The organism is Arthrobacter sp. Soil782 (genome assembly GCF_001428435.1).
Lineage (GTDB): Bacteria > Actinomycetota > Actinomycetes > Actinomycetales > Micrococcaceae > Arthrobacter_D > Arthrobacter_D parietis.
The window spans coordinates 1,484,187-1,510,160 of sequence record NZ_LMSO01000001.1; the positions used below are offsets into that span (position 1 = coordinate 1,484,187).

The following is a 25,974-nucleotide window of genomic DNA, read 5'->3' on the forward strand; positions in this document are numbered from 1 at the left end:
GATGCTCGTGGCCGGGCTGGTCGGTCTCGCCATCGGCGTGGCCGGCATGCTGGCGTTCCGGGCCAGCGAGGCGCAACGCCGTGCCCGCCTTGATAGTGACGAGCCGGTGCTCCCCAAAGGGGCTGCTGATGTCCTTTCCGTCGTGGGCCGCGCGTATGTCATCGTCGACGGGATCGACGGCGTTGTCCGCGCCAGTCCTGCGGCGTACGCTTTCGGTCTCGTCCGCGGCCACACGATCGTGCACAGCGAACTCCTTGACCTCACCGCACGGGTGCGCCGGGACGGAGTCATCGAGGAGCGCCAGCTGGAACTGCCGCGCGGCCCGCTGGGGCAGGGCACCATCATTGTGCATGCCCGCATCGCGGCCCTCGGCGAGGAATACATCCTCATCCTCGCGGACGACCGCACCGAGATCACCCGCACCGAGGAGATCCGCAATGACTTCGTCGCGAACGTATCCCATGAACTGAAGACACCCGTCGGCGCTATCTCCCTCCTCGCCGAAGCCCTTGATGATGCAGCCTCCGATGAGGTGGCCGTCCGCAGGTTCGCCCAGCGGATGCATAAGGAATCAGGCAGGCTCTCAGCCCTGGTCCAGGACATCATCGAGCTTTCACGGCTCCAGGGAACCGACGTCGTCCGCCGCGGCAAAGCCGTCAATATCAACGCGGTGATTGCCGAAGCAGTGGACCGCAACAAGCTTCCCGCCGAGAGCAAGCAGATGGACATCGTGGTCGGCGGAAAGATCGACGCACCGGTCTACGGAGACCCGGACCTTCTCATGACCGCCTTCCGGAATCTGATCGACAATGCCATTCGCTATTCGCCGGATGGAACCAGGGTGGGTGTTGGGCTGCGCTCACGCGACGGGCTGGCGCAGATTTCCGTTACGGACCAGGGCCTGGGCATTACTCCCGAGGAGCAGGAGCGGATCTTCGAGCGCTTCTACCGCATCGACGCGGCGCGTTCAAGGCAGACCGGCGGCACGGGCCTGGGGCTGAGCATCGTAAAGCATGTGGTGTCGAATCACGGCGGTGAAGTGACGGTGTGGTCGCAGCAGGGCCAGGGCAGCACGTTCACCGTCCGTCTGCCGGAGATGGAAACAGCCGACGACGACGGCGCCGGGCCGGCGGCGAGTGTCACCGCGGGCGCGGTGCAGGAGAGCAGGCACGAAAGTGCCGGCAATGACAAGGGCAGCAGTGTCCAGAATCAAGGAGTGAAAGCGTGAGCCGCATCCTGATCGTTGAAGACGAAGAATCCTTCAGCGACCCCCTGTCCTACCTGCTGGGCAAGGAGGGCTTTGACGCCGTCGTCGTGGACAACGGGCTTGATGCGCTGACCGAGTTCGACCGCGGGGGCGCGGACCTGGTCCTCCTCGACCTCCAGCTGCCGGGCCTTTCCGGTACGGAAGTATGCCGCCAGCTGCGGCAGCGCTCAAGCGTCCCGGTCATCATGCTGACCGCCAAGGACTCAGAGATTGACAAGGTTGTGGGACTCGAACTGGGTGCCGATGATTACGTCACCAAGCCCTACTCATCACGGGAGCTGGTGGCCAGGGTGCGCGCTGTGCTGCGCAGGCAGGGTGAGCCGGAAGAGTTGGTTTCAAGCACTGTCGCGGCGGGGCCGGTCCGCATGGATGTGGAGCGCCACGTTGTGAGCGTCAGCGGGGAGCAGGTTTCGCTGCCGTTGAAGGAGTTTGAGCTGCTCGAGATGCTGCTGCGTAATTCCGGGCGTGTGCTGACCCGCGGGCAGCTCATTGACAGGGTGTGGGGCTCGGACTATGTGGGGGACACCAAGACCCTCGACGTCCATGTCAAGCGTCTGCGAGGGAAGATTGAACCGGATCCGTCAAGCCCCCGGCACCTCGTGACGGTGCGGGGGCTGGGCTACAAGTACGAGCCCTAAAGCTCTTCCTCTTCTTCAACAACTTCTTCGATGGGGGTGGGCGGCGGGGTGTAACCGCCGGGAACAAACTCGCGGTACTCCTCGAGCGTTCCGTCGAGGACCGGCACCCGGATACTCTCGCTCTCGGAGTTCACGGTGAATTCGAGGTCAACCAGCGCTCCAGGAATCTCGCTGATGCCTTCCAGAATGCCGTCGTCGCCCACTTCGTCTTCGAAGACATACTTGCCGTTTGCGTCGATGGTGACCTGCGAGTTTTCATTCTCGCCGTCAATCGTTACCTGGACAGGGGAGTCTGACTCGTTGAAGAGAGTGCCCAGCAGGGTTCCCGGCTCGCCCTCATCCGACGTGATGATGAGGATGTTGCGCAGAAGCACGGGGCCCACGCGGTCCACGATTCCGTCCGAGGCGGAATACTCGATGGTGGTGGCCTGCTCATTCACTGCGGAACAGCCGGTTGCTCCAAGGAGAGCCAGTACAGCGGTTCCGGCAGCTGCCAGCTGTACTCGTTTCTTCGGGGCACTGTTCACGGCACTAACTCCTGTGGGTATGGTCGCGCGGACCGACGGACAACACTAGTGAACAGCCTATCGGCAATGAGGGTAATTGTTGGATTTCAACGGAGTTCAGTAGGCGCCGGTAACCGGTGAAGGCACCCTCGCAAGCACCAATTTTGCTCTGCGTCAAGAGCGGAATGATAGCCAATTGGTCGCTCTTGTCCCCGCTGACCTGCGAAAACGCGTCATCGGCGTGTCGTTTCCGTGATAAACTGATCTGCGGGAAAGGGGATTATCCACATGGTTTTTGAGGTTGGCGAAACAGTTGTTTACCCTCACCACGGCGCAGCGAAGATCGAAGAGATCAAGATGCGCGTTATCAAGGGCGAAGAGAAGATGTATCTCAAGCTCAAAGTGGCGCAGGGTGATCTGACCATTGAAGTTCCAGCAGAGAACGTTGACCTCGTCGGGGTTCGTGACGTCGTAGGTAAGGAAGGCCTTGAGCACGTTTTCGACGTACTCCGCGCTGAATTCACCGAAGAGCCCACCAACTGGTCGCGCCGCTATAAGGCCAACCTGGAGAAGCTCGCATCGGGAGACGTGATCAAGGTTGCCGAAGTAGTTCGGGATCTCTGGCGGCGGGATCACGATCGCGGGTTGTCTGCCGGTGAGAAGCGGATGCTGGCGAAGGCTCGCCAGATCCTTATCTCCGAGCTGGCTCTGGCGGAGAAAACGGACGAAGAGAAGGCAGCTACAGTACTCGACGAGGTACTCGCTTCCTAGCAGTAAGGAAAAGGACCGCATAGCTGCGGTCCTTTTCTTATGGCCGGGCTGATGCTCCAAGGGGCCTTCGCACACAATCGTGAGCGAGGATCCTTGCGAGCAGCAGTGCTTATTTTCTCAAGTTCGCGCTCGTCGAGATAGCTCGCGGTGCCAACCCAACCTGACACTCCGCTAGCGGAGAAGGAATCATTCACAACGAGTTCGTTGTTTGTCCATATCTTTGCCGTGCCGGAGACCGGGCTCTGAGAAGTGAAATGTCCTTCGCTGGTTGAGACGACGTTCCCCTGCGTGTCGTATCCGACGGTGAAGTTGCTGTACTGCCCATAGCCCGCGAGAGGGATCGACACCACTTTGAACTCCCCATCGAACGCCACAGTCGCGTTTGAGAAGTCGAACTCTGCAAGGTCGGCTTGTGATGGAAGGTCCCCAGAGGAAAGACTTGCCTGGGCCTGATTAACGATCGATTGGTTTGCTGTGGACCAAGATTGGGCAGCAGCACTCGTCGACTATGCCCAACACCGCCGCCACAATTCTGTAAGCATGTGGAAATTCCCCTCCAGTAATCATGGCGGGCAGTACGCCCACCTTCATCAAACCTATGAATGCTGGAACTGCAACGCCATTTAACATCCGATTTGGGCCAAAAGAACCCAGAATTGGTTCCGACCTATGGTCAAGCGAGCACACAAGCATACGCTCCGCGCGCTTGGTAAACTATTGGCGTATCGTCTGGTTAGTGGTGAATCCTAAGCAAGCCATTGTTCTTGTTGCGGCTGGTTCCGGTAGCCGCCTCGGAATGGGCGTTCCCAAAGCGCAAGTGCGTATCGGCGACGCCACCATCTTGGAGCACGCCCTCCGAGCATGTCTGGCATCTCGAATTGATGCCCACGTGTGCGTTGTTCTCCCGCCTGGCGACGATACTTTGCGGGCAGTAGTTGATCACTCCGGCGGGCCATCGGTGACCGTAGTTGAGGGGGGCGTGACACGTCAGGCATCAGTGCGAGCGGGCTTATCCACCCTCCCTTCAACGGTCCGGTACGTGCTAGTTCATGACGCGGCTCGCGCACTGACGCCACCAGAAGTATTCCGGCGTGTGTTGCAGACGCTCATGGACGGCGCAGAAGCGGTCACTCCGGGTGTCGCGGTAGCTGACACCATCAAGAGCGTGAGTGACGGCTGTGTTGCGGCTACTCCAGCTCGCGCCGGACTGCGGGCGATCCAAACGCCGCAGGGATTTACTCTGGAGCTCCTGCGGCGTGTGCATTCGGAAACCAGCGATGCCGACATCACCGACGACGCGATGCTAGTCGAGTCACTCGGAGTGCCTGTTCGTGTAGTTGAGGGCCACCCCGAGGCCTTCAAGGTCACTACGCCCCTTGATCTGATGCTCGCCGAAGCGCTTGTGCGCCGGGCTCGCGAACACGCAGGGGAGCAGCAGTGAGCGCTAATCTTCCACGCACCGGTATCGGCATCGACGTCCATGCCTTTGCGCCCGAGGACCAGCCGCGCACGCTGTGGCTGGCCGGGCTTCAATGGCCGGGCGAGCGCGGGCTGGCCGGCCATTCCGACGGCGACGCCGTTGCGCACGCAGCAGCCGATGCCCTGTTCTCTGCCTCAGGAACAGGCGACCTCGGCACCAACTTCGGCACCGACCGTCCCGAATATGCCGGTGCCTCCGGCGTCCTGCTCCTGACGGAAGCCGCCCGGATTGTTCGCGAGGCAGGCTTCGAAATCGGCAATGTGGCCGTCCAGCTGGTCGGGAACCGTCCGCGGTTCACGCCGCGCCGGCTGGAAGCAGAGAAGCTCCTCTCCGCAGCGATCGGAGCATCGGTTACCGTCTCGGCAACCACCAGCGATGGACTGGGTTTCACCGGCCGTGGTGAGGGAATCGCGGCGATCGCCACCGCCGTCGTCGTTCAGCTCTGACACTTCGCGGGCGGCTGCCGGCCGGGGCAGCCCGATTCGGTAGTCTGGATCGGTGAGCCTGAGATTCTATGACACCGCAACGGCAGAAGTCCGCAAGTTCACACCGGTACATCCCGGGGAAGCGCGGGTCTACTATTGCGGTGCCACCGTCCAGGGGATGCCGCATGTGGGGCACGTCCGTTCCGCAATCGCCTTCGATCAGCTCACCCGCTGGCTGCGTATCCGGGGGTACGTGGTGACCGTGGTCCGGAACGTCACGGACATCGACGATAAAATCCTTGCCAAGTCCAAAGCCTCCTTCGAGGAAGCGCCCGCAGATCCGGACGCTGTGCCCAACGAAGAGTGGTGGGCCCTGGCCTACCGCTACGAGCAGGAGTTCCTCAAGGCGTATGACACCCTCGGGGTGCAGCGGCCCACCTATGAACCCCGCGCCACCGGGCACATCCCGGAAATGCACCAGCTCATTCAGCAACTCATCGACCGCGGCCATGCCTACCCGGCTGCGGACGGCTCGGGTGACGTCTACTTCGATGTGCGGTCCTGGCCGGCCTATGGCAGCCTGACCAACCAGGACGTAGATGACATGCAGGCCGCGCCGGATGTCGAAGTGCAGTTCAGCAGCCGCAAGAAGGACCCCCGCGACTTCGCCCTCTGGAAGGGTTGGAAAGAGGGGGAACCGGAGACCGCGGCGTGGCCCAGCCCGTGGGGGCCGGGCCGCCCCGGCTGGCATCTTGAGTGCTCCGCGATGGTGACAAAGTACCTTGGTGCCGAGTTCGACATCCATGGCGGCGGCCTGGACCTGCGCTTCCCCCATCACGAGAACGAGATGGCGCAGTCGCAGGCCGCTGGACATGCGTTCGCCCGGTTCTGGATGCATAACGGGATGGTGACCTACGAGGGCGAGAAAATGTCCAAGTCGGTGGGTAACACCATCAGCCCGGATGAGATGCTGCAGCTCGCCGACGCCAGGGTAGTCCGCTACTACCTGGGCCAGGCGCATTACCGCTCCGTTCTCGACTACCGGCCCACGTCGCTCCAGGAGGCTGCTGCCGCCGTCGAACGCATTGACGGGTTCCTTGCAAAGGCGGGTACAGCAAAGTCGGGTGACGCGGGGGGCGCTCCGCAGTGGCAGGACCTACCGGAGGCCTTTACCGAGGCCATGGACGAGGATCTGAATGTTCCCCGCGCACTCGCTGTCCTCCACGAGACGGTGCGTGCCGGCAACTCGGCGCTGGCACACAAGGACGATGACGGCTCGGCCCGGGCAGCAGCCGCAGTCACCGCCATGACCGCTGCGCTGGGGCTTGATGATGCGAGGTCGGCCGAAGGGAACCGGGAGAGCCCGGAACACGGAGCCCTCGACGCCCTGATCCGATCGCAGCTCAGCGAACGCGCCTCAGCCCGCGCAGCCAGGGATTGGGCCCGGGCGGATGCCATCCGGGACGCACTGGCGGGAGCCGGCGTCGTGGTCGAGGACTCTCCGGACGGTGCGCGCTGGAGCCTTTCCCGCGACTGACGGTCCCGAAAATCGGCAGGGGAGGGACCAGGCATCCGCCCGCGTAAACTGGACTGACGCAAGTCCCCTATCTGAAGGTGTTTCCCCATGGCCAACCCCCACGGACGTCCTGGTGCTATCCGCAAGACCAAGAAGGGTCCCACCATTGGCACGGGCGGCCACGGACGGAAGTCGCTTGAGGGCAAGGGGCCCACGCCCAAGGCTGAAGACCGCCCGTACCACAAGTCGCACAAGCGCAAGCAGTTGGCTGAGCGCTCCGCCGCAAAGCGGCTTGCCGGCAGGGCAGCTCCCGGCCGGTCCAAGGCAAAGCCGGGGGAAGAGTACGTCACCGGGCGGAACGCCGTCGTGGAAGCGCTACGCGCCGGGATTCCTGCCAAGGCACTGTATGTCGCCATCCGGATCGACGTGGATGACCGCGTCCGTGAGTCGCTCAAGCTAGCAACAGAGCGCGGCATTCCCCTCATGGAAACGGGTAAGCCTGAGCTGGACCGTCTCGCGGACGGCTCCGTTCACCAGGGCATGATGCTGCAGATTCCGCCGTATGAATACGCAGACGGCCTCGACCTCGCCAGCGAGAACATCGCCAAATGGAAGAAGGGGCACATCAGCCAGGCGCCGCTGTTCGTGGCGCTGGACGGCATCACTGACCCCCGTAACCTCGGCGCCATCATCCGGTCGCTGTCCGCGTTCAGTGGCCACGGCGTTCTTGTGCCGGAACGGCGCTCGGTCGGTGTGACGGCTTCCGCCTGGAAAACGAGTGCCGGGGCGGCTGTGCGGGTACCGGTTGCGCGTGTAGGCAACCTGAACTCCGCCCTGAAATCCTTCAAGGACATGGGCATTTTTGTTCTGGGGCTGGACGGCGACGGCGACGTCTCGTTGCCGGAAATCACCCTCGGCGTGGAGCCTGTATGCCTGGTGGTGGGTTCAGAGGGCAAGGGCCTGTCACGGCTGGTGCGGGAGAACTGCGACCAAATCGTGTCCATTCCGATTGACTCCGCCATGGAATCGCTGAACGCCTCTATGGCTGTGGGCATCAGTCTCTATGAAATCTCGCGTCAGCGGGCGGCCGAAGCCCGTTAGGAAACGAATTCCCCCTATGAGCCTGACCACCGAGATCACCCAACGTTCCCAAGCTTTCCCGCTGGGGGTCCGCCGGTGCGCCGGAAACCAGTCGAACCTGTTCGACGTCGCCGTGTACGCACCTGACCTGGATACAGTGGCGGTTCATTATCAGGACGCTCAGGGCAGCTGGAACGCCGTTGTGCTTCCGGAACTCACGGATGGCGTTCACCACGGTTTGGTGGAGGGGATGGGCGAATCCTCCCGGTACGCGTTCTGGCCTGACGATGCGCCGCTGCAGGGTGAGCCCGGCACATCGCAGCTGTTGCTGGACCCGTACGGCCGCGCAATCGACACCGTCCGGGTGGGTGAGAGCCCGGTCTACTTCTCCGTGGTGGTCGATCAGGCGTTTAACTGGGGCTCATCCCGCCGTCCGGGTACCCGCTGGAGGGACAGCGTTATTTACGAGGCGCACGTCAAAGGTCTCACGCAGCTGCACCCGGATGTGCCTGAGGAGCTCCGCGGCACTTACGCGGGCCTGGCTCATCCGGCAATGATCCGGCACCTGTTGGAGCTCGGAGTTACAGCCGTTGAGCTCCTGCCGATCCACTTCCACATTGATGAGCCCCACCTGGAACCGCTCGGGCTGAGCAACTACTGGGGCTACAACACGCTCGGGTTTTTCGCGCCTCACCCGGAGTACGCCACTGAGGCCGCACGCGAGGCCGGACCCAAAGCGGTGCAGGACGAGCTGAAGGGCATGGTCCGGCTCCTTCACGAGGCCGGGATCGAGGTCATCCTCGATGTCGTCTACAACCACACCGCCGAGGGCCCGCAGGGCGGCCCCGCACTCTGCTGGCGCGGGCTGAGTGAGATGAAGTACTACCGTCACCACGACGACGGCCGTTACCTGGACACCACCGGTTGCGGAAACACGGTCAATTTTACCGAACCGCGCGTAATTCAGTTCGCGCTGGACTCTCTGCGGTACTGGGTCGACGAGTTCGGTATCGATGGCTTCCGCTTTGACCTCGCTGTCGCCCTCTGCCGGGATGAAAGCCACCAGTTCACGCCGCGGCACCCTCTGCTGATCGCCATCGCCGCAGACACCGTGCTCAGCGGTGTCAAGCTGATTGCTGAACCGTGGGACGTCGGCTACAACGGCTGGCAGACGGGAAACTTTCCCCAGGGCTGGGCAGACTGGAACGACCGCTTCCGGGACACCGCCCGCGACTTCTGGCTGTCGGACCAGGCGGCCCTGGCCGAGGGACGGCGCGGCGGCACCGTGGCACGCCTGGCCAGTTGCCTGGCCGGCTCAGCCGAGGTGTTCGGCCGGTCCGGTCGGACGGCGGTGTCTTCAGTCAACTTCGTCACCGCTCACGACGGCTTCACTCTGGCGGACCTGACGGCCTACAACCGGAAGCACAACGAGGCCAACGGCGAGGCCAACCGCGACGGACACAACGACAACCGCAGCTACAACCACGGTGTCGAGGGACCAACGGAGCAGGAGGCCATTCTTGCCGCCCGTTCCCTCACAGCCCGGAACCTGATGGCTACGCAGCTGCTCGCGCTCGGGGTCCCGATGATCACGGCCGGCGATGAGTTCGGCCGCACCCAGCATGGGAACAACAACGCTTACTGCCAGGACAATGAACTGGCGTGGGTCCACTGGAACCACAACGAGGATGCTCGCGGCATGCTCACGGCAACACGCGAACTGCTGCGTATCCGCCGGGAGTTCCTCACCGAGCAGCCCGCCGGATATCCCGCGCGGGAAGATACCTCGTACCTGCTCTGGTTCAACGCGGACGGCGAGCCGATGCGCCAGGAGCAGTGGTCGGATCCTGAGTGCCGGACCGTCCAGCTGCTGCTTGGATCGCCCGGCGGGGACCTCGACGGTCTGATTGTGGTCAATGGACATCTGGAGGACCGCAGCCTGGTTCTTCCCACGGCAGCAGCACTGCATGGGCTGGGTTTCCCCGAGAGTCAGAACCAGATGTTCGAGCTGCGGTTCACCACAGCGTATGCCAACGCAAAACGCCGCGGTGCCCGTTTCTGTGCAGGAGAAACGGACACCGCGGCGGCGAACTCAGTAACTGTCTATCGCGTTTAGGCGTTCACCACGAGTCCAAGTTCAGCCCGGGACGCAAGGCTCTCGTGTTGGGGCAGCACGCGGACGGTGTACCCGAACGAGCCGGAGTGGTCAATGACAATCTCTCCACTGAACAGGAACCGGCCGCGGCCCAGATCCTCGCCAACCTGAAGATCCGCTACGGCTACCTCGCTCAGGTCGTCACTATCGGAGGCACGGCCGTAGACCACTTCCACCGACACGTCTTCGGGTCCTACGCTACCCAGCGAGACGTAGGCGTTGACGGTGAGCGTGTCTCCGATCTGTGGTTCCTCGGACACACCAAGCGAGTCAACGTGTTCAACCTGCACGGCAGACCAGCCGTCCTTGATCTTCGAACGCCAGGAGGCCATCTGCTTCGCCGAGCTGTAGCCGTCGCGGACTGCCAGTCGTCCTGCACGGCAGGCGGGCTGGTACAGCTGGCCTACATAGTCCTGGAGCATGCGCTCGGCGGAAACCGCAGGGCCCAGCTTCGCCATGGTGTGCTTGATCATCGACACCCACTGATGCGGGACGCCGTCGCTGGACGGTGACGAGGGACCGGCAGTGCTTACGCCCGGTGCGCGGACCGTGCTGTAGAAGCGGGGAGCCACCTGCTCTTCGATGAGGTCATACAGGGCTGCTGCCTCGATGTCGTCACGCTCGTCGGCGGAGGCACCGTTGTTGGCGGTCGGGATCGCCCAGCCGTTGTCGCCGTCGTACATTTCATCCCACCAGCCGTCCAGCACCGACAGGTTGAGCCCACCGTTGATGGCTGACTTCATTCCGGACGTCCCGCACGCCTCGAGCGGGCGGAGCGGGTTGTTGAGCCACACATCGCAACCCGGGAACAATGTGCGTGCCATGGCGATGTCGTAGTTCGGCAGGAACACAATCCGGTGGCGCACCTCGGGGTCGTCAGTGAACCGGACGAGATCCTGGATCATGCGCTTGCCCTGCTCATCGGCGGGGTGCGACTTTCCTGCGATGACGAGCTGGATGGGATTGGTGGGGTGCAGCAGAAGCGCCTTGAGGCGGTCTGCATCGCGCAGCATCAGGGTGAGCCGCTTGTAGGTGGGTACGCGGCGTGCGAATCCGATGGTGAGCACGTCTGGGTCCAGAACATTATCCGTCCAGGCCAGCTCGGCGTCGGCTGCGCCGCGCTTCTTCCAGGAAGACCGCAACCGGGAGCGGACATCATCGATGAGGTTGGAGCGCATGATCCGCCTCAGCCGCCAGATGTCGGCGTCCTCAACGTCATACACGCGTGCCCATTGCGGGTCCAGCACGGATTCCGCTCCGAAGTTCTCACGGGCGAAGTCGGCGATGAGGGGGTCCACCCAGGTGGGTACGTGGACGCCGTTCGTCACCGAGGTGATGGGAACCTCCCGGGAGTCGAAGCCCGGCCATAGTCCCGAGAACATCTCGCGTGACACCTCGCCGTGCAGCTTGGCAACACCGTTGGCGCGCTGGGCCAGCCGCAGGCCCATGACCGCCATATTGAACTTCGACCCGTCACCGCCGTCGTAATTTTCTGCTCCCAGTTCGAGGACACGCTCGGTGGGAACGGAAGGAGCCAGCCCGGCATCGAAGAAATGCTGGATCTGTGCCCGTTCAAATCGGTCAATACCGGCTGGAACCGGGGTATGTGTGGTGAAGACCGTGGATGCACGGCCGGCTGTCAGAGCTTCCTCCCAGGACATCGGCTGCTCATTGGAGGAGTCCATGAGCTCGCGGATGCGCTCAATGCCGAGGAACCCGGCGTGTCCCTCGTTGGTGTGGAAGACCTCGGGGGCGGGAAGCCCGGTCAGCCGCTCGAAGATGCGCAGTGCCTTCACTCCGCCCATACCCAGCAGCAGCTCCTGCTGCAGACGCTGGTCGCCGCCGCCGCCGTACAGGCGGTCGGTGACGTTGCGCGCCGCTTCGTCATTGCCTGGAACATTGGAATCTAGGAGCAGCAACGGAACGCGCCCGACGTCGGCCCTCCAGATGTGGGCGCGCAGCTCACGTCCGTTGGGAAGCGGGAGCACTACCGTTGCAGCGGCGCCGTCCTCCTCACGGAGGAGCGTAAGGGGGAGTCCGTCCGGGTCGAGGACGGGATAGGTTTCCTGCTGCCATGCGTCGCGGGAGAGGGACTGTTTGAAGTAGCCCGCTTGGTAAAGAAGCCCGACACCGACCAGCGGCACGCCCAGGTCGGATGCCGCCTTGAGGTGGTCACCGGCCAGAATGCCGAGGCCGCCGGAATACTGCGGAAGCACAGCGCTGATGCCGTACTCGGGGGAGAAGTAGGCGATGGACTTGGGTGCGTCCTTACCGAGCGATTGGTACCACCGTGGCTCTGACAGGTACCGCTCCAGGTCAGCTCCGAGATCCTGAATCCGCGACACCAGTTCCTGGTTCGCGGCAATACGCTTCAGCTGCTCCCGGGTGATGGATCCGAGGAACTGGACGGGATCGTGGCCGCTGGATTCCCACGCCTCGGGATTGATGTCATGGAAGAGCCTCGCAGTAGGCAAATGCCAGGACCAGCGCAGATTGCCAGCCAGCTTACCTAGGGGAGCGATGCTCGGTGGAAGAACGGTACGGACAGTAAACCTACGGATTGCCTTCACGTTGGGTAGGTTAGCGTACATTTCCGAGCCGGAGTACGTCTTGGCCCCACATGTGCGTAAACGCTTGCAATGTGAAGTGCAACACTTGTCCCCTTTAGAAAGTCGCCTTAGCAATCTGGCGCGATAATGGATAACGTCTAGTCTGTGACCACTTCGAGCGAGGCGACACGAAAAAGGGCAGGCGCATCCATGAGCGAAGATTTACGGTTCGGACGGATTCCCATCACCAAGGTGTCTCCGGTGGTCGAGGGCGGGTTGTTCCCCTCGAAGGCCGTACCGGGATCCGACATTGTGGTGGGAGCAACGGTTTTCCGGGAGGGCCATGACCAACTCGGTGTATCGGCAGTACTGCTCGACCCACAGGGCGCGGAAGTGCAGCGGGTACGGCTGGCGCCGCTCGGGATGGGAACGGATCACTATGAAGGCCGGCTTCGACCAGCCGCCGTCGGGCTTCATTCCTTCCTGATCGAGGGCTGGAGTGATCTGTATGAAACCTGGCACCATAACGCCACCGTAAAAATTGAAGTGGGCGTCGACGTCGAGCTGATGCTCGAAGAGGGGGCGGTGCTCTTCACCTCCCAGTCCTCCTCCCGGCCCGCGCCGGAGAAGGACCTGTTCCTCGCCACCGCGGAGCGGCTCCGGAACCGGGAGTTGCCCATTGATGAGCGCCTCGCCGCCGGGCACGCCCCGGACATTCGCGCAGCGGTCGAGCGCGAGCCGTTGCGGGCTCTGGTGACGCCGTCCCGCGCGTACCCGATCCTCGTGGAGCGCGAGGCTGCCGGCCGGGGCGCCTGGTACGAGTTCTTCCCGCGCTCAGAAGGCGCCAGTTATGACCCCGGCGCCGCAAAGTGGACCTCGGGAAACTTCGTCACCGCAGCTCAAAGGCTCCCCGCTGTTGCACAGATGGGTTTCGACGTCGTCTACCTCCCTCCGATCCACCCGATCGGTAAAACGCACCGCAAAGGCCCGAACAACACCTTGAACGCAGGGCCGGGGGATCCCGGTTCCCCGTGGGCAATCGGCGGTCCGGAGGGGGGTCATGACGCGATCCACCCGGATCTGGGAACTTTCGAGGACTTCGATGCCTTTGTCCAGCGGGCTCATGATCTGAACCTCGAAGTGGCCCTGGACCTTGCGCTGCAGGCTTCGCCTGACCATCCCTGGGTCACGGAACACCCCGAGTGGTTCACCACACGGGTGGACGGGTCTATCGCCTACGCCGAGAACCCGCCGAAGAAGTACCAGGACATCTATCCGATCAATTTCGACAATGATCCGGACGGCATCTACAACGAGGTGCTGCGCATTGTTCTGCTGTGGGTGAGCCACGGCGTCCGTATTTTCCGCGTGGACAACCCGCATACCAAGCCGGTGCAGTTCTGGGAATGGCTCATCGCGCAGGTGAACAGGAAACATCCCGATGTCGTGTTCCTGGCCGAGGCGTTCACGCGGCCGGCCATGATGCATGCTCTCGGACGGGCAGGCTTCCAGCAGTCCTACACCTACTTCACCTGGCGCAACACCAAGGAGGAGTTGGAGCAGTACTTCACCGAGGTCAGCCGGGACACTGCGGCGTTCTTCCGCCCCAACTTCTTTGTGAACACACCGGACATCCTCACCGAGTACCTCCAGTACGGTGGGCCGGCAGCGTTCAAGGTGAGGGCCGTGCTTGCCTCCATGGCAAGCCCGCTCTGGGGTGTGTACGCCGGCTATGAGCTATACGAACACGTTGCCCGGCCGGGTGCGGAGGAGTACATCGACAATGAAAAGTTCGAGTACCGTCCCCGTGACTACGAAGCCGCCGAAGCTCAGGGGCGAAGCCTCGCACCCTTCCTTACCCGGTTGAATGAGATCCGCCGCTCCCATCCGGCACTCGGTGATCTCGAGAACCTCACGGTCCACAGCAGCACGGACGAGGCCACCCTGGTTTTCTCCAAGCACAAGGAAGGCCTGGGGGAGGGTGGCCACGAAAAGGACACACTCATCGTTGTCGTCAATGTTGATCCGCACAGCGCACGGGAGTCCACCGTGTCCCTCAACCTCGGTGCCCTCGGTCTTGCGGACGGCGACTGGAATGAGGATGGCACCTTCTGGGTGGATGACCTCATCACCGGCCAAAGCTGGCAGTGGGGAGCACACAACTATGTCAGGCTGGATGCCCACGTGGAACCGGCTCACATCCTTTCCGTCAGGAGGACTCGTTAGTGGCGAATCCGTTTCAGCTGCATGCCCCAGGCCTTGCACATGACCCGCACTGGTACCGCAAGGCCGTGTTCTATGAAGTGTTGGTTCGAGGTTTCGCCGACGCAAACGGCGATGGCTCCGGGGATTTCACCGGCCTGATCGACAAACTCGACTATCTGCAGTGGCTCGGAGTCGACTGCCTCTGGCTTCCACCGTTCTTCAAGTCCCCGCTGCGTGACGGCGGCTATGACATCGCGGATTACTATGATGTGCTCGACGAGTTCGGCAGCCTGAGCGACTTCAAGCGGCTGGTGGCCGAAGCGCACGCACGTGGCGTTCGTGTCATCATCGACCTTCCGCTGAACCACACTTCCGACAAACACCAGTGGTTCGAGGAGTCGCGCACAGACCCGGACGGGCCGTACGGCGACTTCTACGTGTGGAGCGACACCGACGAGAAGTACCAGGACGCCCGGATCATATTCGTCGACACGGAGGAGTCCAACTGGACTTTCGATCCAGTCCGCCGGCAGTTCTTCTGGCACAGGTTCTTCAGCCACCAGCCTGACCTCAACTTCGAGAACCCGAAGGTGACGGAGGCACTGTTCGACGTCGTGCGGTTCTGGCTGGACCAGGGGATTGACGGCTTCCGGGCAGATGCCATTCCCTACCTCTTCGAAGAGGAGGGAACCAACTGCGAGAACCTTCCCGCCACTCACGCCTTCCTCAAGGAACTACGGGCCATGGTGGACGAGAACTATCCCGGACGCGTCATCATCGCTGAAGCAAACCAGATGCCCGACGAGGTTGTGGAGTACTTCGGTGACGAAGAAGGCGCAGAGTGCCACATGTGCTTTCACTTTCCGATCATGCCGCGGCTCTTTTACGCTCTGCGGGACCAGAAAGCAGCCCCGATCATCGAGACGATGGCCGAGACGCCTGACATCCCGGCAGGTGCCCAGTGGGGAACCTTCCTGCGGAACCATGATGAACTCACGCTGGAGATGGTGACTAACGAGGAACGCGAAGCGATGCTTGGCTGGTACGCACCTGATTCCCGGATGCGCGCCAATATCGGTATCCGGCGTCGTCTTTCGCCGCTGCTGGACAACTCGCGGGCGGAAGTGGAACTCATCCATGCACTGCTGCTCTCCCTGCCAGGCAGCCCGTTCCTGTACTACGGCGATGAGATCGGCATGGGCGATAACATCTGGCTTGAGGACCGCGATGCCTCCCGAACGCCCATGCAATGGAACCCGGACAGGAACGCGGGCTTCTCGACCGCCGATCCCGGCAAGCTTTACCTTCCGGTGGTTCAATCGCTCGTCTATCACTACAACCATGTGAACGTCGAAGCGCAGCTCGCAAGCTCGAGTTCGTTGCTCCACTGGATGCGGCAGATGCTCGCGGTGCGGCGATCCCACCCCGCGTTCGGTCTTGGCTCTTATCGCAACGTACCCACTGAGGCCGAGCCGGTGCTCGCGTTCATCCGTGAAGTTCCGGCCGACAACCCTGAAGGGGAGCAGCCGGAGGTGATCCTATGCGTGTTCAACCTGTCGCAGCATCCGGTAGCAGCACGGCTGCACCTGCCGGAGTACTCGGGCAGGGGACTGCGTGATCTCTTCGGCGGTACCCCATTCCCGGCGTTCGGTGAAGACGGCGATCTCACCCTGACACTGGGCAGCCATGACTTCTACTGGCTGCGGTTGCGTTCGGCCAGTTCCAATGTGGCCTCCCCGCATACCGAAGCGATGCCCGTAATTCCTATCTCGAAGGCAGTACAGTAATGGCCGTATCGACGTCATCCGTTCCCGAACTGCTCACGGCCTGGATGCCCACCCAGCGCTGGTTCCCTTCGAAAGGCAGGGAGATATCTCTGAGCCGCGCCGGTGGTGTCCGGTTGGAGGACCCGGCGGATGAAGTGGGGTTGGAGGTGCATCTCGTTGCGGTTGAGTCCGGAAGACGGCTGGACGTCGTCAATGTGCCGCTTACTTTTCGGTCGGAGCCCCTTAAGGGGGCGGAGTCGGCGCTGCTCGGAGAGACCGACCACGCCGAACTGGGACGCAGGTACGTCTACGACGGCACGCATGATCCCGTATTCATTGCCGCGTGGCTCGAGCTCATCCGGACTCAGGGCGGCACGGATGACGGCCGAACCAGGGCAACCTCACTCGGCGACTTCGGTTCCTCTCCCAGCGTCCCTGCGTCGGCTGATATCTCGGTGCTCGGCGGCGAACAGTCGAACACCTCCGTGGTCATTTCCACCGGTGGGACGCCGACCATCCTGAAATTCTTTCGTGTCCTCGCAGCCGGGGAGAGCCCTGATGTCCTGGTGAGCGCAAAGCTCACCGATGCCGGATCAACCGACGTACCGCAGACTTTCGGTTGGGTGATGGGCAGTTGGCAGGACACCAGGTCCGCTGATGAATGGGTCACCGGGCATCTCAGCGTGCTTCGGGAATTCATTCCGGGCAGCAAGGATGCCTGGCGGCAGGCCGTCACCGCCTTGGAAGCGGGACAGCCGTTCACCACGGAGGCGGGTGAGCTCGGACGGGTCATCGCACGCATCCACAATCAGCTCGCACAGGCCTTCGGGAGCCGCGCCGCAACCGAACAGGAGTCGGCTGAGTTTCGGCAGTCCCTGGCCAGCCGTATCGAGTGGGCGTGGCGTGAGGCTGGGGCCACAGTAGGACCATACGACGAGCAGATCCAGGCAGTCATCGGCGAAGTGCAGGGATTGAAAGAACTTCCCGAACTTCAACGCATCCATGCGGATCTGCACCTTGGGCAGATTCTTGCAACGCGCGGAAGCAAATGGCTCGTCCTCGACTTTGAAGGTGAACCGCTGCGGCCGGCATCCGAACGAAGCGTGCCGGATGTCCCTGTGCGCGACGTCGTCGGGCTCGTGCGTTCTTTGGAGTACGCGGCAGGAGTGGGCGTACACGAAGCGGTAGTCTCGCCCTCGGCCGCTGAGGCCTGGGCAACGGATTCAGTGACTGCCTTCCTCGACGGCTATTCCAGTGAGGCTGGAACAACGGTCGATCGCGCCGGCTCGCTTTTCCGTGCGCTATGGCTAGACAAGGCACTCTACGAGGTGGTGTACGAATTGAGAAACCGACCAGATTGGGTGGACGTACCCGTGTCAGCAGTTCGACGAATGCTCAAGGGCGGCGGGTCCGCCAAAGAAGAAGCATCGAATCAGGACTCCCCTGAGGATGTGGACGCGACGGCGGCGGCGCAGGGCCAGCCAGTCGCCACCGCACCTTCCGGTGATCCTATCCAGGTGGATCCGGATGTCCTTCAGCAGGTATCCGAAGGGCGGTACTACCAGCCGCATGCAGTACTCGGAGCGCACCTGGACCAACACGGGCACGTGACCATCCGAACCCTTCGCAGGCTCGCGGAGAGCGTCACTGTGGTGACCGGCAGTGGCCGGACCGAGCTGAGCCATGAACACAACGGCATCTGGGTTGGCACTGTTGAACCTGAGCGGCCCGGACACGTCCCGGACTACCGCTTGGAAGTGGTGTATGACGGCGCTCCCCAAATGGTCGACGATGCCTACCGCTTCCTGCCCACTCTGGGCGAAATCGATATGCACCTACTTGCGGAGGGAAGGCACGAGACCCTGTGGACGGCTCTCGGTGCTCATGTGCGCCGCTACGCTTCCGCGCTCGGCGACATCGCTGGGGTCAGCTTTGCTGTATGGGCTCCGAATGCCCAGTCGGTCCGGGTCAAGGCCGACTTCAACGGCTGGGACGGCTCGGTCCACGCTATGAGGTCGCTCGGTAGCTCCGGGATATGGGAGCTCTTCGTTCCGGGAGCAGAGGCGGGCGCCCGCTACAAGTTCGAAATCCTTGGTCGTGACGGGCAATGGCGTGAGAAAGCCGATCCCATGGCGCGAGGCACGGAAATTCCGCCGCTTACCGGGTCCCGGGTGGTGGAGTCCCGCTACGTATTCGGAGATGACGAGTGGATCAAGGATCGCGCCTCCAAGGATCCACACAACGGTCCGATGAGCGTCTACGAAGTGCACCTTGGGTCCTGGCGGCTTGGGCTGGACTACAAGCAGCTCGCCGAACAACTGGTTGAGTACCTGCAGTGGCAGGGATTCACCCACGTCGAGCTGATGCCGGTCGCTGAGCACCCGTTCGGCGGATCATGGGGCTACCAGGTGACGTCCTACTTCGCGCCGACCGCCCGTTTCGGGCACCCGGACGACTTCAAATACCTTGTGGACAAGCTGCACCAGGCGGGTATCGGCGTCATCATGGACTGGGTGCCGGCCCACTTCCCGAAGGACGAATGGGCTCTCGCCCGATTCGACGGCGACACTCTCTACGAGCACGGCAACCCTCAGCTGGGCGAGCATCCGGACTGGGGCACGCTGATCTTTGATTACGGCCGACGGGAAGTGCGTAATTTCCTGGTGGCCAATGCCTTGTACTGGCTGGAAGAATTCCACATCGACGGGTTGAGAGTCGATGCAGTCGCCTCAATGCTGTACCTGGACTATTCACGCGAGGACGGTCAATGGCAGCCGAACAGGTTTGGCGGCCGTGAAAACCTTGAGGCAATCTCTTTCCTCCAGGAGGTCAACGCGACCGCCTACAAGCGTGTGCCGGGCATCGTAATGATCGCCGAGGAATCAACGGCCTTCGATGGCGTTACCCGTCCAACCTCACAGGGCGGGCTGGGCTTCGGAATCAAATGGAACATGGGGTGGATGCATGATTCCTTGCAGTACATCGCCGAGGATCCGATCAACCGTGTGCACCATCACGGCAAAGCCACCTTCTCCATGGTGTATGCCTACACCGAAAACTTCATGCTTCCGATCAGCCACGACGAGGTCGTGCACGGGAAGGGCTCGCTGCTTCGGAAAATGCCCGGCGACCGGTGGCAGCAGCTGGCCAACGTCCGCGCATATCTAGCTTTCCAGTGGGCGCATCCGGGCAAGCAGCTGATCTTCATGGGTACCGAGTTTGCCCAGGAGTCGGAGTGGTCCGAACAGTACGGACTGGATTGGTGGCTGTCGGACACAATCCCGCATAAGGGCGTGCAAGAGATGGTCAGGTCTCTCAACTCCATCTACCGGCAGACGCCGGCACTGTATGCGCGTGATAACGATCCTTCAGGATTTCAATGGATCGACGAGAATGACGGCGCGCATAACACCTTGTCCTTCATCCGGTGGGACACGCAGGGAAATCCTCTTGTCTGCGTTGCGAACTTCTCCGGTTCGCCGCACGAGGGCTACCGGGTGGGAATGCCGTGGTCGGGGCAGTGGACCGAGCTGCTCAACACTGATGCCGAGGATTTCGGCGGTTCTGGCGTACGGAACATCGGCCCGGTTGAGGCGATAGAAGGAGCGCATAATGGGCTGCCCGCGTACGCGGATCTGCGGGTTCCGCCGCTGGGAGTTCTCTATCTGACCCCAGCCCACACCTAGCCCGAACCGCTACCCCGGAAGCTGGATTTACAACTGCGCTTCCGGGGTGCTAGAGTTTATATCCGCGCCGACGATCACTTCAGGTCAGGCCAACATCCACAACTCGCAAAAATCAGATTCGTTTCTGATCACAGCGGACTGTGAATGAAGGCAGGATTTGACGGGGTGGGGTTGGGCGGGTAAGTTTGAAAAGTTGCTCCGGAGCGATGATGCGGCCTTGAGGGTTGTGTTTGGTGCCGGGTGTTTCTGTTGTTTGAGAACTCAATAGTGTGCCATGTTTGTTGATACCGATTGTTTTTTGATTGGTTGATTTGCTGGTCATCTCATCCCGTGGGGTGGCTGGTTTTTTGGCTGGTTTCGAATTTTGTGCAGCATGGGCTTCTCTTTTTCCGGGGGGTTTGTGTTGTGTTCGTAGTTTTTTACGGAGAGTTTGATCCTGGCTCAGGATGAACGCTGGCGGCGTGCTTAACACATGCAAGTCGAACGATGATCTCCAGCTTGCTGGGGGGATTAGTGGCGAACGGGTGAGTAACACGTGAGTAACCTGCCCTTGACTCTGGGATAAGCCTGGGAAACTGGGTCTAATACTGGATATGACCTTCCATCGCATGGTGGTTGGTGGAAAGCTTTTGTGGTTTTGGATGGACTCGCGGCCTATCAGCTTGTTGGTGGGGTAATGGCCTACCAAGGCGACGACGGGTAGCCGGCCTGAGAGGGTGGACGGCCACACTGGGACTGAGACACGGCCCAGACTCCTACGGGAGGCAGCAGTGGGGAATATTGCACAATGGGCGCAAGCCTGATGCAGCGACGCCGCGTGAGGGATGAAGGCCTTCGGGTTGTAAACCTCTTTCAGTAGGGAAGAAGCGAAAGTGACGGTACCTGCAGAAGAAGCGCCGGCTAACTACGTGCCAGCAGCCGCGGTAATACGTAGGGCGCAAGCGTTATCCGGAATTATTGGGCGTAAAGAGCTCGTAGGCGGTTTGTCGCGTCTGTCGTGAAAGTCCGGGGCTTAACTCCGGATCTGCGGTGGGTACGGGCAGACTTGAGTGATGTAGGGGAGACTRGAATTCCTGGTGTAGCGGTGAAATGCGCAGATATCAGGAGGAACACCGATGGCGAAGGCAGGTCTCTGGGCATTAACTGACGCTGAGGAGCGAAAGCATGGGGAGCGAACAGGATTAGATACCCTGGTAGTCCATGCCGTAAACGTTGGGCACTAGGTGTGGGGGACATTCCACGTTTTCCGCGCCGTAGCTAACGCATTAAGTGCCCCGCCTGGGGAGTACGGCCGCAAGGCTAAAACTCAAAGGAATTGACGGGGGCCCGCACAAGCGGCGGAGCATGCGGATTAATTCGATGCAACGCGAAGAACCTTACCAAGGCTTGACATGAACCGGAACGGCGCAGAGATGTGTCGGCCACTTGTGGCCGGTTTACAGGTGGTGCATGGTTGTCGTCAGCTCGTGTCGTGAGATGTTGGGTTAAGTCCCGCAACGAGCGCAACCCTCGTTCCATGTTGCCAGCGGGTTATGCCGGGGACTCATGGGAGACTGCCGGGGTCAACTCGGAGGAAGGTGGGGACGACGTCAAATCATCATGCCCCTTATGTCTTGGGCTTCACGCATGCTACAATGGCCGGTACAAAGGGTTGCGATGCTGTGAGGTGGAGCTAATCCCAAAAAGCCGGTCTCAGTTCGGATTGAGGTCTGCAACTCGACCTCATGAAGTCGGAGTCGCTAGTAATCGCAGATCAGCAACGCTGCGGTGAATACGTTCCCGGGCCTTGTACACACCGCCCGTCAAGTCACGAAAGTTGGTAACACCCGAAGCCGGTGGCCTAACCCTTTTGGGGGGGAGCCGTCGAAGGTGGGACCGGCGATTGGGACTAAGTCGTAACAAGGTAGCCGTACCGGAAGGTGCGGCTGGATCACCTCCTTTCTAAGGAGCGCCTACAACTGTTTGCATCCTGCGTTGTGTGGGGTGTGGGGGTTGTCAGGAGTATGCCCATTGCGCAGGCGTTTGTTCTGCGGTGGGTGCTCATGGGTGGAATATCAATGAATAGGTGCCGGGTTGGTGCTGGTTGGTTTGAGTACGGGTCGCATGTGTCTGTTCTCGTCGGGTTTGTCCTGGCGGGGTGGGGGTGTGTGGTTTGGGAAAGGGCTGGTTGGTTGCTGGTTCGGTAGTGTGTGGCACACTGTTGGGTCCTGAGGCAACAGGGGCCGGGTTTCTGCTGGGGATGGGTCGCACGGTTGTGTGGTTTGTTTCGGGTGGGGGTTTGGTTGGCTGGTGTTTCTGGTTTTCCTGGGCATAACCGYTCATGTCTTGATCCTGTTTGTTTGGGGTTGTGGGGTGTGGGTGGTGTGTTGACTGGGGTTGTTGTTTGAGAACTGCATAGTGGACGCGAGCATCTTAAATTTTGTGTATGCACGCAATCGTTTGATGTGGCTGGCCCCTTGTTTTGGGGTTGGTTGTGTTGGTTGTGTGTGATCGTCAAGTTTTTAAGGGCACACGGTGGATGCCTTGGCATCAGGAGCCGAAGAAGGACGTGGGAATCTGCGATAAGCCTGGGGGAGTTGATAACCGAACTTTGATCCCAGGATGTCCGAATGGGGAAACCCCGCTCAGCGCGCGAGTGACTGGGTGACCCGTACCTGAACACATAGGGTGCGTGGGGGGAACGTGGGGAAGTGAAACATCTCAGTACCCACAGGAAGAGAAAACAATAGTGATTCCGTTAGTAGTGGCGAGCGAACGCGGATGAGGCTAAACCAGTGGTGTGTGATAGCCGGCGGGCGTTGCATCTCTGGGGTTGCGGGACTTTCCGTATCAGTTCTGCCGGACTGGTGAAGTGAGTGCAGGCGTATAGGTGAACGGGTTTGAAGGCCCGACCGGAGTGGGTGAGAGTCCCGTAGCTGTAATGCGTGCTGCCGCTTGGAGAGTATCCCAAGTAGTACGGGGCCCGAGAAATCCCGTGCGAATCTGCCAGGACCACCTGGTAAGCCTAAATACTCCCTGATGACCGATAGCGGACCAGTACCGTGAGGGAAAGGTGAAAAGTACCCCGGGAGGGGAGTGAAATAGTACCTGAAACCGTGTGCCTACAATCCGTCAGAGCGGGATTTTGTCCTGTGATGGCGTGCCTTTTGAAGAATGAGCCTGCGAGTTAGTGTTACGTCGCGAGGTTAACCCGTGTGGGGTAGCCGTAGCGAAAGCGAGTCTGAATAGGGCGWGTGAGTGGCGTGATCTAGACCCGAAGCGAAGTGATCTACCCATGGCCAGGTTGAAGCGACGGTAAGACGTCGTGGAGGACCGAACCCACTTCAGTTGAAAATGGAGGGGATGAGCTGTGGGTAGGGGTGAAAGGCCAATCAAACTTCGTGATAGCTGGTTCTCCCCGAAATGCATTTAGGTGCAGCGTTGCGTGTTTCTTGCCGGAGGTAGAGCTACTGGATGGCCGATGGGCCCTACAAGGTTACTGACGTCAGCCAAACTCCGAATGCCGGTAAGTGAGAGCGCAGCAGTGAGACTGTGGGGGATAAGCTTCATAGTCGAGAGGGAAACAGCCCAGACCACCAACTAAGGCCCCTAAGCGTGTGCTAAGTGGGAAAGGATGTGGAGTTGCTCAGACAACCAGGAGGTTGGCTTAGAAGCAGCCATCCTTGAAAGAGTGCGTAATAGCTCACTGGTCAAGTGATTCCGCGCCGACAATGTAGCGGGGCTCAAGTACACCGCCGAAGTTGTGGATTTCAAATGTTAGCCAAGCCGGAGACTTGTTCTCCTGAGTTCAGGCGTTTGGAGTGGTAGGGGAGCGTCGTGTGGGCAGTGAAGTCGCGGTGTAAACCAGCGGTGGAGCCTACACGAGTGAGAATGCAGGCATGAGTAGCGAAAGACGGGTGAGAAACCCGTCCGCCGAATGATCAAGGGTTCCAGGGTCAAGCTAATCTGCCCTGGGTAAGTCGGGACCTAAGGCGAGGCCGACAGGCGTAGTCGATGGACAACGGGTTGATATTCCCGTACCGGTGAAGAACCGCCCATACTGAACAAGGGATACTAACCACCCAAACCATTTTCCAGTGCCCTTCGGGGTCCGTGTTGATGGGGAGCGTGGGACCTGATCTTGGGAGGTAAGCGTATTAACAGGTGTGACGCAGGAAGGTAGTCGGGCCGGGCGATGGTTGTCCCGGTCTAAGGATGTAGGAGGGACCATAGGCAAATCCGTGGTCCTGGTTTTGATACCGTCTCTGAGACCCGATGGGCCCTGCCTTTTGGTGGGGATCCGATGATCCTATGCTGCCTAGAAAAGCATCGGCGTGAGGTTCCAACTGCCCGTACCCCAAACCGACACAGGTGATCAGGTAGAGAATACTAAGGCGATCGAGAGAATTATGGTTAAGGAACTCGGCAAAATGCCCCCGTAACTTCGGGAGAAGGGGGGCCCCAACCGTGAACCACACTTGCTGTGGGGAGGCGGATCGGGGCCGCAGAGACCAGGGGGAAGCGACTGTTTACTAAAAACACAGGTCCGTGCGAAGTCGCAAGACGATGTATACGGACTGACTCCTGCCCGGTGCTGGAAGGTTAAGAGGACCGGTTAGCTCACTTGTGGGCGAAGCTGGGAATTCAAGCCCCAGTAAACGGCGGTGGTAACTATAACCATCCTAAGGTAGCGAAATTCCTTGTCGGGTAAGTTCCGACCTGCACGAATGGAGTAACGACTTCCCCGCTGTCTCAACCATAAACTCGGCGAAATTGCACTACGAGTAAAGATGCTCGTTACGCGCAGCAGGACGGAAAGACCCCGAGACCTTCACTATAGTTTGGTATTGGTGTTCGGTGTGGCTTGTGTAGGATAGGTGGGAGACTGTGAAGCTTGGACGCTAGTTCAGGTGGAGTCATCGTTGAAATACCACTCTGGTCACTCTGGATATCTAACTTCGGCCCGTAATCCGGGTCAGGGACAGTGCCTGATGGGTAGTTTAACTGGGGCGGTTGCCTCCTAAAAAGTAACGGAGGCGCCCAAAGGTTCCCTCAGCCTGGTTGGCAATCAGGTGTCGAGTGTAAGTGCACAAGGGAGCTTGACTGTGAGAGAGACATCTCAAGCAGGGACGAAAGTCGGGACTAGTGATCCGGCGGTACATTGTGGAATGGCCGTCGCTCAACGGATAAAAGGTACCTCGGGGATAACAGGCTGATCTTGCCCAAGAGTCCATATCGACGGCATGGTTTGGCACCTCGATGTCGGCTCGTCGCATCCTGGGGCTGGAGTAGGTCCCAAGGGTTGGGCTGTTCGCCCATTAAAGCGGTACGCGAGCTGGGTTTAGAACGTCGTGAGACAGTTCGGTCCCTATCCGCTGCGCGCGTAGGAAATTTGAGAAGGGCTGTCCTTAGTACGAGAGGACCGGGACGGACGAACCTCTGGTGTGTCAGTTGTACTGCCAAGTGCACCGCTGATTAGCTACGTTCGGATGGGATAACCGCTGAAAGCATCTAAGCGGGAAGCCTGCTTCAAGATGAGATTTCCATACACCATTTGGTGTGAGAGGCCCCCAGCCAGACCACTGGGTTGATAGGCCGGATGTGGAAGCGAGGACTAACGACTCGTGAAGCTGACCGGTACTAATACGCCGATAACTTGACACCACACAAAACACAAATGCTACGCGTCCACTATGCGGTTCCCAACCAACAACCCAACAGTTACCAGGGAACACACACAAAAACATACAACTACATACAACAGTTGTAACCACATACTTCCCACCCCGCCACCGCTCACACCGGTACGGGATCGGGTAAAAGGGTTACGGCGGTCATAGCGTGGGGGAAACGCCCGGTCCCATTCCGAACCCGGAAGCTAAGACCCACAGCGCCGATGGTACTGCACCCGAGAGAGTGTGGGAGAGTAGGACACCGCCGGACAACACTTA

13 protein-coding genes and 3 rRNA genes are annotated in these 25,974 nt (G+C 60.7%); 14 read left to right on the forward strand and 2 right to left on the reverse strand.

Features of this window, described 5'->3' with window-relative positions:
- The first annotated feature begins 1 nt into the window (after position 1).
- Together ASH00_RS07205 and ASH00_RS07210 are read left to right on the forward strand one after the other, a co-directional pair.
- Positions 2–1,228, forward strand: coding sequence for a sensor histidine kinase (locus ASH00_RS07205; RefSeq protein ID WP_056546820.1), 1,227 nt, complete (start codon positions 2–4; stop codon positions 1,226–1,228).
- Positions 1,225–1,905 carry a response regulator transcription factor gene (locus tag ASH00_RS07210; RefSeq protein WP_056546368.1) on the forward strand — a complete coding sequence of 227 codons (681 nt, stop codon included), beginning with the start codon at positions 1,225–1,227 and terminating at the stop codon, positions 1,903–1,905. The genes ASH00_RS07205 and ASH00_RS07210 overlap by 4 nt, the downstream gene beginning before the upstream one ends.
- Here the strand turns inward: ASH00_RS07210 and ASH00_RS07215 are convergent.
- Positions 1,902–2,432, reverse strand: a complete 531-nt coding sequence (locus ASH00_RS07215; protein WP_056546369.1) for a hypothetical protein — start codon at positions 2,430–2,432, stop codon at positions 1,902–1,904. The two genes, ASH00_RS07210 and ASH00_RS07215, sit on opposite strands and share 4 nt — an antisense overlap.
- Positions 2,433–2,699: 267 nt before the next feature.
- On the opposite strand from ASH00_RS07215, the gene ASH00_RS07220 reads away from it, so the two are divergent.
- From ASH00_RS07220 to glgX, 6 genes are all read left to right on the forward strand, one after another.
- Positions 2,700–3,182: a CarD family transcriptional regulator gene (locus tag ASH00_RS07220; RefSeq protein WP_056546372.1), complete on the forward strand. Its 483-nt coding sequence runs from the start codon at positions 2,700–2,702 to the stop codon at positions 3,180–3,182.
- 598 nt (positions 3,183–3,780) lie between these two features.
- Positions 3,781–4,623: a 2-C-methyl-D-erythritol 4-phosphate cytidylyltransferase gene (gene ispD / locus ASH00_RS07225; RefSeq protein WP_082565970.1), complete on the forward strand. Its 843-nt coding sequence runs from the start codon at positions 3,781–3,783 to the stop codon at positions 4,621–4,623.
- Positions 4,620–5,108, forward strand: a complete 489-nt coding sequence (gene ispF / locus ASH00_RS07230) for a 2-C-methyl-D-erythritol 2,4-cyclodiphosphate synthase (RefSeq protein WP_056546377.1) — start codon at positions 4,620–4,622, stop codon at positions 5,106–5,108. Before ispD ends, ispF begins: the two co-directional genes overlap by 4 nt.
- 52 nt (positions 5,109–5,160) lie before the next feature.
- Entirely contained in the window at positions 5,161–6,624 is a 1,464-nt protein-coding gene (gene cysS, locus ASH00_RS07235) for a cysteine--tRNA ligase (RefSeq protein WP_056546379.1), read from the forward strand.
- Positions 6,625–6,711: 87 nt separating this feature from the next.
- On the forward strand, positions 6,712–7,704 hold the full coding sequence (gene rlmB, locus ASH00_RS07240; protein ID WP_056546381.1) for a 23S rRNA (guanosine(2251)-2'-O)-methyltransferase RlmB: 993 nt from the start codon (positions 6,712–6,714) through the stop codon (positions 7,702–7,704).
- A 16-nt stretch (positions 7,705–7,720) separates the two neighbouring features.
- Positions 7,721–9,799 (forward strand): glycogen debranching protein GlgX, encoded by a 2,079-nt coding sequence (gene glgX / locus ASH00_RS07245; RefSeq protein WP_056546384.1) that lies wholly within the window; start codon positions 7,721–7,723, stop codon positions 9,797–9,799.
- Here glgX and glgP read toward each other — a convergent pair.
- Positions 9,796–12,408 carry an alpha-glucan family phosphorylase gene (glgP, locus tag ASH00_RS07250; RefSeq protein WP_200954757.1) on the reverse strand — a complete coding sequence of 871 codons (2,613 nt, stop codon included), beginning with the start codon at positions 12,406–12,408 and terminating at the stop codon, positions 9,796–9,798. The genes glgX and glgP overlap by 4 nt on opposite strands.
- A gap of 189 nt (positions 12,409–12,597) precedes the next feature.
- Here glgP and ASH00_RS07255 point away from each other — a divergent pair, with 189 nt between their 5' ends.
- The 6 genes from ASH00_RS07255 to rrf all read left to right on the forward strand — a co-directional run bounded on the left by ASH00_RS07255 (position 12,598) and on the right by rrf (position 25,966).
- Entirely contained in the window at positions 12,598–14,613 is a 2,016-nt protein-coding gene (locus tag ASH00_RS07255; protein ID WP_056546396.1) for an alpha-1,4-glucan--maltose-1-phosphate maltosyltransferase, read from the forward strand.
- On the forward strand, positions 14,613–16,379 hold the full coding sequence (gene treS, locus ASH00_RS07260; protein ID WP_056546399.1) for a maltose alpha-D-glucosyltransferase: 1,767 nt from the start codon (positions 14,613–14,615) through the stop codon (positions 16,377–16,379). Before ASH00_RS07255 ends, treS begins: the two co-directional genes overlap by 1 nt.
- Positions 16,379–20,044, forward strand: coding sequence for a 1,4-alpha-glucan branching protein GlgB (gene glgB, locus ASH00_RS07265; protein WP_056546402.1), 3,666 nt, complete (start codon positions 16,379–16,381; stop codon positions 20,042–20,044). The genes treS and glgB overlap by 1 nt, the downstream gene beginning before the upstream one ends.
- Positions 20,045–20,462: 418 nt before the next feature.
- Positions 20,463–21,985, forward strand: a 16S ribosomal RNA gene (locus ASH00_RS07270).
- A 550-nt stretch (positions 21,986–22,535) separates the two neighbouring features.
- Positions 22,536–25,687 (forward strand): 23S ribosomal RNA (locus ASH00_RS07275).
- 162 nt (positions 25,688–25,849) lie between these two features.
- Positions 25,850–25,966, forward strand: a 5S ribosomal RNA gene (rrf, locus tag ASH00_RS07280).
- The 16S, 23S and 5S rRNA genes sit together here, the layout of an rRNA operon.
- Positions 25,967–25,974 lie beyond the last annotated feature (8 nt).